Origin of the sequence: Virgibacillus sp. M23 (assembly GCF_034190895.1) — a bacterium.
Taxonomy (GTDB): domain Bacteria; phylum Bacillota; class Bacilli; order Bacillales; family Amphibacillaceae; genus Virgibacillus; species Virgibacillus salarius.
Genome location: NZ_JAWDHA010000038.1, coordinates 25,515 through 37,878 on the forward strand (window position 1 = coordinate 25,515; position 12,364 = coordinate 37,878).

A 12,364-nucleotide genomic window follows, 5' to 3' on the forward strand; every position below is an offset into this window, starting at 1 on the left:
GAGGAAAAGAAAATTATAGTGGTGAGCCGTCTCCTTCCGTGGACAACGCTTCAGCATCCTTGGTAGCAAAGAACGCTAACAGCGGAATCTTCAGTAGTTGCTTAGAGGAGTATTCGCTTCTTAAAATTCATACTGTCTACGTAGCTTGATAATTAATGTTGGAGGAGGAATACATAAAAAAACTGTTCCACAAGTTTTAGACTTATGGAACAGCTTCTCCATCTTATTTATCTGCCATTTGTTTAAATGCATTTCCTACTGCTTCAATCGTTTCAGCAATGTCCTTTTCCGTATGCTCGGTAGTTAAGAACCATGCTTCATACTTAGATGGTGCAAGATTAATTCCTTGTTCCAGCATCAGTCGGAAGAACGCTGCAAAAGCTTCACCATCACTCGCTTCTGCTTGAGCGTAATTAATGATTTGGCCATCTCCGAAATAAACCGTTAATGCACCGCATAGGCGATTAACAGAGATAGAGATCCCATGGTCACGGGCTTTTTCAAGAATACCTGCTTCAAGTTGTGTACCTAGGGTATCTAATTTTTCATAGACCCCATCTTTTTGCAGGACTTCCAGACAAGCAATACCTGAGGCCATAGATGCAGGATTTCCTGCCATGGTTCCTGCTTGATATGCTGGTCCGAGAGGTGCAACCTGTTCCATAATTTCTTTTCGTCCACCGTATGCACCAATTGGAAGTCCACCACCAATAATTTTACCCATTGCGGTCATATCTGGTTCAATTCCATATAGTTGTTGAGAGCTACCGTATGTAAATCGGAAAGCCGTGATAACTTCATCGTAGATAACAAGAGCACCAGCTTCATGAGTTAGGTCATTAACTGCTTGTAAAAAACCTTCCATTGGTTCAACAATTCCAAAATTACCAACAATCGGTTCAACTAATATGGCTGCAATTTGCTCTCCCCACTTATCTAATGCTTGTTTGAGGGCGTCTATATCATTAAATGGAACCGTAATGACATCTTGAGCTACGGATTCAGGTATTCCAGCTGAATCTGGTGTACCTAAGGTTGCTGGTCCGGAACCTGCTTCTACAAGGACTGCATCAAAATGTCCATGATAACAGCCGGCGAATTTAATGATCTTTGTTCGATTCGTATAAGCACGAGCGACACGTATGGTAGTCATCACTGCTTCTGTTCCAGAATTGACAAAACGAACCTTTTCTAATGATGGAATCGCTTCTTTTAGCATTTTAGCAAACTGATTTTCTAGTCGAGTAGGCGTTCCATATAATACACCAGTCGTAGCTGCATGTGCGATTGCTTTTGCAATATGGGGATGTGCGTGTCCTGTAATAATTGGACCATAAGCTCCTAGATAATCAATATATTTATTACCATCAACGTCCCAAAAATAAGCACCTTGGCCACGTTCCATGTATACCGGTGAACCGCCACCTACTGCTTTATAAGCTCGAGATGGTGAATTCACTCCTCCAACAATATGCTTGAGTGCTTCTTTATGAAGCGCTTCTGATTTAGTAAATTCCATGGTATTGCCTCCTTTGATATTACATGACCTTTTTTAGCTTGGACGTATAAATATTTCGGATGAAAATAAAGTTGAAAAAGTGAATGACGAAATAAAGCAGGAAGATATAGATACTTGGTACCATGACCGATGATACAAGCATATTCTGCAATGCTTTAAAGGCAAATCCTGCATGAATGACAGCAATAATAAAAGGCAGGAAGAATAGAAATCCTAGCTGTCTTGTCGCTATTTTTTTCATTTCTTTATTGGTAAGTCCAATGCGATAAAGCGAATGATAGTGACTTAAATCGTTATCAATATCTTGATACATCCGAAAATATAGAATCGATCCAGCTGCTAAAAAGAAAAGGACACTAATAAATATACCAAAAAAGAATAGATAGGACATACTATCCTTCATCGAACTGTAGATTTCAGCTTGAGAATCTGGATAAATTTCGTCTGTGGTTGTATAAGGAAGAATATCCATAATGGTATCTACATGATGAACCCAATTTGGTATGTCCATTACATAATAAAAGAATTTTTCATCAGCAGTAGCATGTTGAATAAATTGCTTAAACGTATGATCGGAAACGATAAGCTGAAAGGAGCTATAGACAGTTGAATTTAAATCAGAATCTATAGTTGATACCGACAGTTCTGCTCGCTCATTAGCAGACTTAAACGTAAGCTTCTCTGGAAAATCCATCGTGTAGGATCTTATAATATCCTGAATAAGAATAAGCCCCTCGTTATCTTTAAGCTTGCTTGGCACTTTCCTATCATTCAGTTGAAGCATAGCCTTATAATCCGAATACTTATAGACTATAAAGGGAGTATCGTTCCATTTATCAATCGTCGATATAGAATACAAACGGGTTGGATAGACTGTCAAAGCTTCGAATGGAACATAATTTTGTTGGAAGGCGCTTTCTATTTCAGCAACATTCGCTTCAAATGCTTCGTGATTTTCCTCCCCACCACTAATTAAGGTAACATCCTGTGGTGCAAATCGTTCTGATTCTTCTTCAACACTTTGAAATAATCCAAATAACACACCTGAAGAAGTAAAGGCTACTGCGCTTAAAATAGTTACTATAAATAATAAGCGTGCATGATCCTTAAGTTTATAAGTTAAATCAGAGATCATTAATAGATTTAAATCTTTATATAAATATTTTTTTCGCCGGCGTAAAACGGTTGTAAAGCCAATGATAAACTGCGTAAACAAAAAATAAGTACCTGGAATGATCAGGGCCAGTATAATGAACATACGATATAATATAGAAATCATATCGGAAGTATAGGCCAGATAATAGGAATACCCAATAGCCGTGAGTGCCAGTAAGCTTAATATCCATGAAAATCGAGGTTTTTCTTTCGGCGTTTTAGTACCTCGAAACACTTCCATAATCGATTTTGTACGCAAGGACCAGACAACCGCAATAGAATTTAGCTCAAACATAATAAAGAATAGTGCTACGGTTATACCAATTGCTTTCCATGACAAGTAGAAGGGAAGAATTTCTCCCGTCCCTAAAATAGCAGAAAAAATCATTAAAAAAAGCTTTGTTAATAGTGCTCCTATGATGATACCAGTAATGATAGAGGCAAGCCCAATAATGGTGTTTTCTGTTATTAACAAGCGGTTTAATTGTGATTTACTAATTCCTAATGTCGTTAGTAGCCCATACTCTTTTTTTCGAGATTTAATAAAAGAGGTAGTAGAATACAGAACGAATAAGAAAGAAAATAGATATATAAATACTTCTGAAACGATTATTCCACTTTGGACAATATCTCTAAAGTCGTATTTTTCTATCTTTGGATGAAAAATAACGACAGCGTACATGAAAAAAACAATCACTGCAAACATACAACTCAAGAAATAACTAAGGTATGTACGGGTGTTCCGTTTCACATTGTTAAAAGCGAATTGTCTGAAGGTCATTCGTATTGCCTCCTAGTAAGGACTGCACATTTAAGATGTCTTGAAAAAAGCTTTGACGATTATCACCACGATGGATTTCATTAAATAACCTTCCATCCTTAATAAAAATGACCCGCCCACAAAAACTCGCGGCAAAAGGATCATGGGTGACCATTACCGTAGTTGCTTGATTTTCTTGCTGTAGCTGCCTAAGTGATTCCATTACTTGTAGGGAAGCTTTTGAATCAAGATTTCCTGTCGGTTCATCTGCAAATATAATGGTTGGATCATGAATGATCGCTCTGGCAATAGCGGCACGCTGCATTTGGCCACCAGATACTTCCATAATTCGCTTATGAATGATCGTATCAATTCCAAGCTGCTTCGATACCGTTACTAATCGTTTTTCCATTTCTTTTACCTTCATTTTATTTAACGTCAAAGGTAAAAGAATATTTTCTCCTATGGTTAACGTCTCTAATAGATTATAGTCTTGAAAGATAAACCCCATTTCCTTTCTGCGGAATTTGGCAAGTTTTTGTTGTGAGAAGGAAGTTAAGTTTTTTTCATTAATGATTATTTTTCCAGAACTCGGCACATCGATAGTGGATAAGAGGTTTAATAACGTTGTTTTACCACTACCTGATGGTCCCATAATACCAATAAATTCACCTTTATTAACAGTTAAGTGGAAATGATGTAGGGCTTCGTAGGATCTTCCGCGTTTACTTCCATATATTTTTGTTAAGTTATCTGCTTTAAGTACTTGCATGGTTTACCTCCTATTCGCGATGCTTTAGTGCTGTAGCTGCTCTGCTCTATATAGTATAGTAAAATACTGCATCATTCCTCTATTGTTCTTTCTTTCAAATGAAAAAATTAACCTTACAGTCTTGTAAGGTTAGCTTAAATGAAAGTGAATGGTCACAGTTGTTCCCGCACCCTCCTCAGACGAAATGAATAGATCATGTCCGAGTTCTTGGCAAATTTCTTTTGAAAGATAAAGCCCCATACCAGTAGATTCTCGAAATTTTCTTCCATTACGCCCTGTGAAGAAGGGGTCAAAAACCCTTGTTAGATCTTCACGCGGGATACCATAACCAGTATCCTTTATCTCGAGGGAGAGTAGCTTTTTCTTTTTCGTAGTGGAAAAGTATATATACTTTGAATCAGGCTTTGAGTATTTAATGGCATTCGAAACAGCTTGGTTAAGAACGAATCGTAGCCATTTAGGATCTGTCGTAATCTTCTCATGCTCATCCATTGCCAGTTCAGGAAATACTTGATTACGGATAAAGCTTGATTTGAAATCTTGAATAACTTCTTTTACAACATTTCGTATCGCAACCTGTTGTACATGGAAATCTCGATCGAATTTTTGCAAGCGTGATTGATATAATGCTAAATCTAAGCCTTGCTGCATTCGTTCTAACTCCTCTTCCATACTATGTAAGAAATGATGAGGAAGCTGTAATTTTTCTTTTTGTAAGGTTAAATGCATGACAGATACAGGTGTTTTCATTTGATGTACCCATTGTTGAATAAAGTGAAATTCCATTTGTTTTTGCAATTTAAGCTGCTCAATTTCCTCGGCATATTGATTTGACTGCAGATCATGCTGTCTTTTAAGATTTTCCAGTAAACGATTTGGTGGATCTGGTAGCCAATTACTATATCCCTCATCTCGGTGAATGATCATATAATAATCGCGTAGTCGATAATAACGATAAGCTAAAAAGAGTAAAAGGCAACATGTAAGCAAAATAAGTAAATAATAGATGATATCCCAACTTAATGGCACGGAAGTAATACCGTAAAAAAGCTGTATAATCGCTATTACAAGAAAGAGCTGTAGATAGAAAAAAAGGATAAATGGAATACTATCTTTTAAAAAGTCTTTCATTGTTGCTCGCTCCAAGTATTAATCATTTTATAACCAGCGCCTCGTACTGTTTGTATGCTTTGTTCTATTCCAATGTCTTCTAGTTTCTTACGAAGACGTGTAATATTAACAGATAAAGTATTATCATCAACAAACTGCTCATCATCCCAAAGCATTTCTAATAAGTAAGTTCGAGATAATACTTGATTAATATTATCCATAAACGCTTTTAATAAAATAAATTCATTTTTTGTTAATAGCGCTTTTCGTTCTTGGAACATAGCTTCCATTGCTGTTAAATAGAGACTAAAACCAGCAACCTCTAGTAAATCAGCTTGCTTACTGCTAGCATATTCTCCATAAATTCGCCTCATAATACCTTTTATTTTTGCTTGAACAACATCGAAATTAAAAGGCTTTGTTATATAATCATCTCCACCATTTTCAATTGCCATTACTTGATCCATTCCAGAATCCCGCGCAGAAATAAAGATAATTGGACAATTAGATACACTGCGAATTTTACGGCACCAATAAAATCCATCGTACCTGGGTAGATTGATATCAAGTAGAATTAAATGAGGTTCAATTTCCATGAATTCTTCTAGAATATGTTCGAACTCTGTTACAATGCTCACGTTGTATTCATACTTTTCAAGGTAATCCTTCAATAATCCGGCTATTTTAGGATCATCCTCAATGAGGTATATTTTTTTCATCTCTTGCCACCGTCCTTTTCTTCAATAAAGGGAAGTGAGTATCTAGTTCCAACCAGAAGTAAGGATGGACATGATACACGTATTGTTTTACTTCTATAGCATTCATTCTATCCTATCTTATCCAGAATATAAAATAAATGACAAGCATACTTCGTCTACTGCATAGATATAGAATAACACTAGGTAGAGGGGATAGGATGGTCATCGTGCTTTGGTTAGTGATCGGAGGGGTTATTACAATATTAATAAGAAGCCTTATTGATTTTATTCGAGGAGGAAAGGTTCAGAAGCGACTGCGTGAAAGTGGATTTTCTTTAGAACTTTTCTATGCACTTCTTATTATATATTGCATCGTGATTGTTGGGTTTGCAGTTATTTATTTTTTGTTATCGATGGAGGGCATTATTCTAGTAGAAAATGGAGAACTGAGACAGGTGAATGCGCTAGGATCGATGGTACATTCTTTATATTTTAGCGGAGTAACAATACTAACAATAGGTTATGGGGATATAACACCAATTGGAATTGGTCGGTTCATTGCTTTAATCGAAGCGCTGGTTGGTTATATTCTTCCAACTGCATTCGTACTGCGACTTGTCCAGAATCAGGAGCGAAGCAGAGATCAATGAAACGTATGCTCTAATATGCTATAGTAAAGATAGAAACAGTTATTTGGAGGGATAAAATGACAGTACAAGCAGGGGAAAAAGTAGCTAATTTTACATTACCAGACCAAGATGGGAATCAAGTGAGCTTATCCGATTTCCAAGGCAAGCATGTTGTTCTCTATTTCTATCCAAAGGATATGACACCGGGCTGTACGACGGAAGCTTGTGATTTTCGTGATGCTCATGAAAGCTTTAAAGAATTAGATGCTGTAATTATTGGAATTAGTCCTGACCCAACTACATCGCATCAGAAATTTATGGAAAAACATGATCTCCCTTTCTTACTTTTAGCAGATGAAGACCATCAAGTGGCTGAACAATTTGGAGTATGGAAGCTGAAAAAGAATTTTGGCAAAGAGTATTATGGCATTGAACGGTCAACGTTTATTATTGATAAGGAAGGAACATTGCAACAGGAATACCGGAAAGTTAAAGTGAAAGGCCATGTGGAAGAAGCTTTAACCTATATTCGTGAGCGACTAAACTAAATTAAGAGGTAGTAGGTAGCTATTTAAGGCTACACAGCTTGTAGACGTACATCATCTACAAGCTTTTCTCTTGCATCATTTTTTAACACCATATGCTAAAAGACTTCAGTATGATCTTCCATCCCGTATATTGATGAGAACGGATCTAATAAATGCATCACTAGCAAACCGACCGTGGCTTTTCTGAAATATTGTCATAGTTCACATTCAGGTTGAATAGATTATAGTACTATCAACTCTATTAAAGAGATCTGAGGTGGTTACGTTGGAAATACAAAGAAGATCGACAAGAATTGGGAGAATAACTAGTGTGCAGAGTAGAGGATATCGTATCATTAAACGCTTATTCGATATTATTGGTAGTACAATATTGCTACTTTTACTAGCGCCGGTCATGTTTTATATTTATAGGAAAATAAAAAAATCTGAAGGAAAGCCTGTTTTCTATCAAGAGCTTCGATCTGGGGCAAATAATAAACCATTTGTTTTATATACATTTCGTACAACTACGACTCCTTCACGTGTTATACATGGTTTTCCTCCATATCCATTTCCACCTTCATGGCAGTCAGGGGTGCCAAATGAATTTACCTTCATTCCTAATCCGACCGTAACGATAACCTCAACCGGATTGTGGTTAAGAAAGTATAAATTGGATAAGCTACCAATGTTGTTTCATGTATTCATTGGTGACATGAGCTTTGTTGGACCACAATCAGAACTTCAGGAAATAACAGAATTTTATAATGTATATCAAAAGCAACGATTAAAAATTCGACCAGGTATAACCGGTGTCGTTCAGCTTGCGAATAAGAAAAAATTAACGTATAAACAGCAACTGGAAATGGATTTAAATTATATTAAATATCATACTTGGCGGACAGACATACAAATACTTTGGAAAACCATAAAAAAGGTAGTCTAACCGTTCATCCTACCTTCCTGTTCTATTGGCTGAAAAACCATTAATATAGAACTAAGTAATGGAGATAGGAGAGAATCAATCATGATATTATTCACGGCAAGCATTTCTGAAAAACATCAGAATCGACTATTAGAAAAATATCCCGAGCAGACGTTTGTTTTTGGGGGGGAAGGAAGAATTAGAAACACATATTGCAGATGCCGAAATAGTGGTTACGTATGGAAATGATATCAATGATCGTCATATCGGTCGGGTAATTCGGTTAAAGTGGCTGATGGTATTATCAGCAGGAGTCGACGAATTACCACTACTTTCAATAGAAAGAAAAAACATTCTACTTACAAATGTAAGTGGAATTCATAAAACGCCAATGGCAGAGTACGTTTTTTCAATGCTATTACAGGTTTACCGTCAGGCAAAGCAACTATATGAGAATGAAAGCAATCATCGATGGGATCAACGAGTTAATATGGTAGAACTTTCGGGAAAGACAATGCTCATTCTTGGTACAGGTGCGATTGGTCAAGAGGTAGCTCGCCTTGCAAAAGCGTTTCAATTACAGACCATTGGTATCTCACGTAGTGGGCAAGCACTCGAGAACTTTGATGCGATTTATATAACGGATGAATTATATCGATTATTACCCTATGCAGATATTGTTGTATCTGTTTTACCGAGTATGAAAGAAACAAAGAGATTATTTACGATCAAGCATTTTCAACAATTACCAGAACAAGCTGTGTTTCTAAACATGGTCGTGGTGATGTTGTAGCTGAAGAAGTTATTAGAAGCTATCCAAAAGGAGTACATAGCACATGCTATCCTCGATGTGTTTGAAGTGGAACCGTTACCAATAGACCACTCATTCTGGGAAGAGGAAAATATTATGATAACACCGCATATCTCTGGATTGTCAGAGCAATATGTAACGAGATCTCTAGAAATTTTTCTACAACACCTTGATACGTATATAAGTGGGTAGTATGATTTTATCAATAAAGTGGATGTCAGGAGGGGATACTAATGATGCGAATTTATACACGCTCTGGAGATAAAGGCGAAACATCATTACTATATGGAAAGCGGGTTGTCAAAAACGACATGCGAGTGGAGGCTTATGGGACCTGTGATGAAACAAATTCAATGATTGGACTGGCCCTAAGCTTTTTACAAGAAGAAACGTTTAAAGGGAAAGAACAGTTGCTGGATAGGATGTACCGTGTCCAAACCATATTGTTCCATGTAGGTTCAGAACTAGCTACACCTGTTGGTAAGGAAGTAACATGGGAATTGAAGCAAAAGCATATTAAGGAATTAGAAGATCAAATAGATGATTGGGATGCGCATTTGCAGCCGTTAAAGAATTTTATCCTTCCATCTGGTCATCGAGCGTCGGCGGCATTGCATGCAGCGAGAACAGTAGCTCGCCGTGCAGAAAGGTTGGCAGTAGGAATTAAGGATGTAAATCCACTTGTCGTAGCTTATTTAAATCGTATTTCTGATTTTTTGTTTGTTGCAGCGCGTTATATTAATCAATTACTAGGTGGAGAAGAGAGACCACTAGAAGTAGATGTCTAATAGTGGAATTATTATCAAATGAGAATTAGGTTATATAAACGATGGAATATAATATACTAATATTGACAGAATACATGAAGAAGGCGTAAACTAATTATAAAGATTATAAATTAATAATTAATTATCATTTATAGAAACTATTGAAAGCGAGGTGGATGAGGGTGTCTGAAAATCGATTACAGGAAGCAATAAATACATTAAAAGCGTCAGGCGTCCGGATTACACCACAACGACATGCGGTTCTTGAGTATCTTCTCAATGCTATGGTTCATCCAACAGCTGATGATATTTATAAAGCACTTGAAGGTAAGTTTCCAAATATGAGCGTTGCCACTGTTTATAATAATCTCCGGGTTTTACGAGAAATTGGTCTTGTACGCGAGCTAACCTACGGTGATGCATCCAGTAGATTTGATTGCAACACATCGGATCACTATCATATCATCTGTGAGTCATGTGGAAAAATTGTTGACTTTCACTACCCACCATTGGATGAGGTAGAGTCATTAGCTGAACAGGTTACTGGATTTAAAGTCAGTCATCATCGCATGGAAGTGTATGGTAAATGCGAGGAATGCCAAGAGACAGCTACCAAAAAGCACTAATTAAATGTTATCTGCTCCAAATACCTATTTAAGGTGTTTGGAGCTTTTTCTATAAAAATTTCATAAATAGGTATAAGGTCATAGGTATTTATACTAAAAAATTCGCCAGTCGTGGCGAATTTTTATTTAACGTACGATAGTAAAAACACTTTATTCTATTTAGAAGGTGAAATATGTGCTATTGATTCTTTTCTTTTTGCTTCGCCCTTATTTCTTTACGATAACGACGTGTGTTATATTTCTCATCGAATTCCTTACCTTCTAGATCTTTATCCAAGGTTAATGGCTGTTTACAATGCATACAAGCATCTACTCGTCCAAGCATTTTTGTAGGTTTTTCACAGTTTGGACATACGATTGGAACTGCTTTTAATGATAGTGTTCCAATCCAAAGATAGACAACGCAGCTTAAAATAACCATAATAACACCGAGAATAAAGAAGATTACCATTAACCATTCTATTCGCTTGGTCAAAATGCCACCATACATTAATAAAATACCAACAAACACTAGGATTAAGGCAAATGATCGAATTTTATTTATCTTACTCGAATAGACTATCTGAGCCATGTCGAACCTCCTTATTCATACACTAGGTAGTATAGCATATTTTAATAGAAAATTTGATTGTAAGAAAGGATTTCAAATATCGACAACGAAATATAGTATAAGTAAGCGAATCAACTAAACATATATGAAAGAAATTAAAAACTGGAGGAAATCGCAATGGAAAATTTCCTGAGACCCATTTATCAAAAACATGCAAGTGATTCTAATACATTAGGCGTATTAATTCTTGAGAAAACAAAGCCAGATAGCCCAATTACTGATAACTTTGACGTTATATTACTAATTATTGTGAAGGAATCACAACAAGATTGGTATGTCAAGCACTATGAATTTGATCATAAAACCTGTGCACTACATATGGTAAAAGAAGATTTATTAATGAAGTGGATTGATACGAGCGGTTATCGAACTGCTGTAGAATGGATTATTTATGGAAAGGTGATTTTTGATCGTAATGAGTACATCCTTCAGCTGAAAAGTCAATTACGAGATTTTCCTGATAATAAGCGTGATTTAAGAAAAGCCATTGAATTCGGTAAATTAGTGAAAAGTTATAATGAAGCGAAAGAATTGTTTGAATCGGAGGAATATAAGGATACGAATAGCAAAATACTATACTCCTTACACTATTTAGCACGACTTGCAGTTATTGAAAAAGGGTATTATCCAGAGGTTACTGTTTGGAGTCAGGTTAAGCAAATCGATCTTGAAGTATATAAGCTATATGAAGAGTTTATTGAAAGCAATGAAGATATGAAGAAGCGGATTCAGCTAATGCTGATAGCAATGGATTATGTCATTAGCAGTAGAGCAAAGGTTTCCGTAAAGCATTTATTAGATATTATGGAAACAAGTGAAGATGCTTGGTCTTATGCTGATCTGAAATCATTGCCAATGATCTCACCGTATTCGTTGGATTTATCTGCTATAATTGCCTACTTGGTAGAGAAGGACATTATTTTAACGGTAAGAGAAGAAACAAAGGGAGCAGGTGTTTACCATCGTAAGTACAAAATTCATGATTAGTGGAACCACCTTCTGCTTGAATGCATAGGATTATATGGGTGATGCAGGAATACAAACGGTTAATACTGCATCACCTTTGATATTTTTATTAAGGTGCTATTAAAAAAATGTAAAATAACCGTTGACTTTGTAATATAACCATGATAAAGTTAAATCCGTCGCAAAAATCCGGTTTGGATTTAACGACAGAAAACAAAAAATATAAATTGTTTGTTGACATAAAACTAGCAAACATGATATATTAATAAAGTCGCCAATTTGAACAGCAAAAAAGTTAAGTGAAAAAAGTTATTGACTTGAGCTGATAAAATCGGTATAATAAAAGAGTTGCTGTCGCAAAAAGCAGCAAACTAATTTGCTCTTTGAAAACTGAACAAAACAACCAGTATGTCAAGAGAAAAACATGCAACTGTTTTTTCTTAAAAATAACCAGAAGGAAACTTCTGGAGCAAGCTAAGACATCATAAT

Annotated in this window: 12 protein-coding genes and 1 pseudogene; 7 read left to right on the top strand and 6 right to left on the bottom strand. The window is 36.1% G+C overall.

Annotation, left to right across the window (positions count from 1 at the left end; all coding sequences use genetic code 11):
• Nucleotides 1–223: 223 nt before the first annotated feature.
• The 5 genes from RVS70_RS14350 to RVS70_RS14370 form a co-directional block, all read right to left on the bottom strand.
• Complete coding sequence (locus RVS70_RS14350; protein ID WP_121604740.1) at nucleotides 224–1,519, bottom strand: glutamate-1-semialdehyde 2,1-aminomutase; 1,296 nt, start codon at nucleotides 1,517–1,519, stop codon at nucleotides 224–226.
• Nucleotides 1,520–1,538: 19 nt separating this feature from the next.
• Nucleotides 1,539–3,455 carry an ABC transporter permease gene (locus RVS70_RS14355; RefSeq protein ID WP_026680506.1) on the bottom strand — a complete coding sequence of 639 codons (1,917 nt, stop codon included), beginning with the start codon at nucleotides 3,453–3,455 and terminating at the stop codon, nucleotides 1,539–1,541.
• Entirely contained in the window at nucleotides 3,430–4,206 is a 777-nt protein-coding gene (locus tag RVS70_RS14360; RefSeq protein WP_026680507.1) for an ABC transporter ATP-binding protein, read from the bottom strand. Before RVS70_RS14360 ends, RVS70_RS14355 begins: the two co-directional genes overlap by 26 nt.
• 129 nt (nucleotides 4,207–4,335) lie before the next feature.
• Entirely contained in the window at nucleotides 4,336–5,337 is a 1,002-nt protein-coding gene (locus RVS70_RS14365) for a sensor histidine kinase (RefSeq protein ID WP_226983627.1), read from the bottom strand.
• Nucleotides 5,334–6,035 carry a response regulator transcription factor gene (locus RVS70_RS14370; RefSeq protein WP_121604741.1) on the bottom strand — a complete coding sequence of 234 codons (702 nt, stop codon included), beginning with the start codon at nucleotides 6,033–6,035 and terminating at the stop codon, nucleotides 5,334–5,336. Before RVS70_RS14370 ends, RVS70_RS14365 begins: the two co-directional genes overlap by 4 nt.
• 197 nt (nucleotides 6,036–6,232) lie before the next feature.
• Here RVS70_RS14370 and RVS70_RS14375 point away from each other — a divergent pair, with 197 nt between their 5' ends.
• The 6 genes and pseudogenes from RVS70_RS14375 (at nucleotide 6,233) to perR (ending at nucleotide 10,299) form a co-directional block, all read left to right on the top strand.
• On the top strand, nucleotides 6,233–6,664 hold the full coding sequence (locus tag RVS70_RS14375) for a potassium channel family protein (protein ID WP_026680510.1): 432 nt from the start codon (nucleotides 6,233–6,235) through the stop codon (nucleotides 6,662–6,664).
• A 56-nt stretch (nucleotides 6,665–6,720) separates the two neighbouring features.
• Nucleotides 6,721–7,191, top strand: coding sequence for a thioredoxin-dependent thiol peroxidase (gene bcp / locus RVS70_RS14380; protein ID WP_026680511.1), 471 nt, complete (start codon nucleotides 6,721–6,723; stop codon nucleotides 7,189–7,191).
• Nucleotides 7,192–7,456: 265 nt separating this feature from the next.
• Nucleotides 7,457–8,116, top strand: coding sequence for a sugar transferase (locus tag RVS70_RS14385; RefSeq protein WP_034678746.1), 660 nt, complete (start codon nucleotides 7,457–7,459; stop codon nucleotides 8,114–8,116).
• A gap of 208 nt (nucleotides 8,117–8,324) precedes the next feature.
• Nucleotides 8,325–9,098 (top strand): annotated as a pseudogene (locus RVS70_RS14390) (D-2-hydroxyacid dehydrogenase).
• 44 nt (nucleotides 9,099–9,142) lie between these two features.
• The gene (locus RVS70_RS14395; RefSeq protein WP_121605868.1) at nucleotides 9,143–9,694 is read left to right on the top strand and encodes a cob(I)yrinic acid a,c-diamide adenosyltransferase; all 552 of its coding nucleotides are present in this window, start codon (nucleotides 9,143–9,145) and stop codon (nucleotides 9,692–9,694) included.
• 155 nt (nucleotides 9,695–9,849) lie between these two features.
• Nucleotides 9,850–10,299, top strand: a complete 450-nt coding sequence (gene perR, locus RVS70_RS14400; RefSeq protein WP_034678747.1) for a peroxide-responsive transcriptional repressor PerR — start codon at nucleotides 9,850–9,852, stop codon at nucleotides 10,297–10,299.
• Between the two features lie 178 nt (nucleotides 10,300–10,477).
• Here perR and RVS70_RS14405 read toward each other — a convergent pair whose 3' ends face one another.
• Nucleotides 10,478–10,870 (bottom strand): YgzB family protein, encoded by a 393-nt coding sequence (locus tag RVS70_RS14405; RefSeq protein WP_026680515.1) that lies wholly within the window; start codon nucleotides 10,868–10,870, stop codon nucleotides 10,478–10,480.
• 156 nt (nucleotides 10,871–11,026) lie between these two features.
• Here RVS70_RS14405 and RVS70_RS14410 point away from each other — a divergent pair, with 156 nt between their 5' ends.
• Complete coding sequence (locus RVS70_RS14410; RefSeq protein ID WP_205389678.1) at nucleotides 11,027–11,896, top strand: nucleotidyltransferase-like protein; 870 nt, start codon at nucleotides 11,027–11,029, stop codon at nucleotides 11,894–11,896.
• Nucleotides 11,897–12,364: the final 468 nt, after the last annotated feature.

Bases quoted from the DNA above. Each gene is read 5' to 3' on its own strand.
- RVS70_RS14350 (WP_121604740.1), bottom strand. From the start codon at position 1,519: ATGGAATTTACTAAATCAGAAGCGCTTCATAAAGAAGCACTCAAGCAT.
- RVS70_RS14355 (WP_026680506.1), bottom strand. From the start codon at position 3,455: ATGACCTTCAGACAATTCGCTTTTAACAATGTGAAACGGAACACCCGT.
- RVS70_RS14360 (WP_026680507.1), bottom strand. From the start codon at position 4,206: ATGCAAGTACTTAAAGCAGATAACTTAACAAAAATATATGGAAGTAAA.
- RVS70_RS14365 (WP_226983627.1), bottom strand. From the start codon at position 5,337: ATGAAAGACTTTTTAAAAGATAGTATTCCATTTATCCTTTTTTTCTAT.
- RVS70_RS14370 (WP_121604741.1), bottom strand. From the start codon at position 6,035: ATGAAAAAAATATACCTCATTGAGGATGATCCTAAAATAGCCGGATTA.
- RVS70_RS14375 (WP_026680510.1), top strand. From the start codon at position 6,233: ATGGTCATCGTGCTTTGGTTAGTGATCGGAGGGGTTATTACAATATTA.
- bcp (WP_026680511.1), top strand. From the start codon at position 6,721: ATGACAGTACAAGCAGGGGAAAAAGTAGCTAATTTTACATTACCAGAC.
- RVS70_RS14395 (WP_121605868.1), top strand. From the start codon at position 9,143: ATGCGAATTTATACACGCTCTGGAGATAAAGGCGAAACATCATTACTA.
- perR (WP_034678747.1), top strand. From the start codon at position 9,850: ATGAGGGTGTCTGAAAATCGATTACAGGAAGCAATAAATACATTAAAA.
- RVS70_RS14405 (WP_026680515.1), bottom strand. From the start codon at position 10,870: ATGGCTCAGATAGTCTATTCGAGTAAGATAAATAAAATTCGATCATTT.
- RVS70_RS14410 (WP_205389678.1), top strand. From the start codon at position 11,027: ATGGAAAATTTCCTGAGACCCATTTATCAAAAACATGCAAGTGATTCT.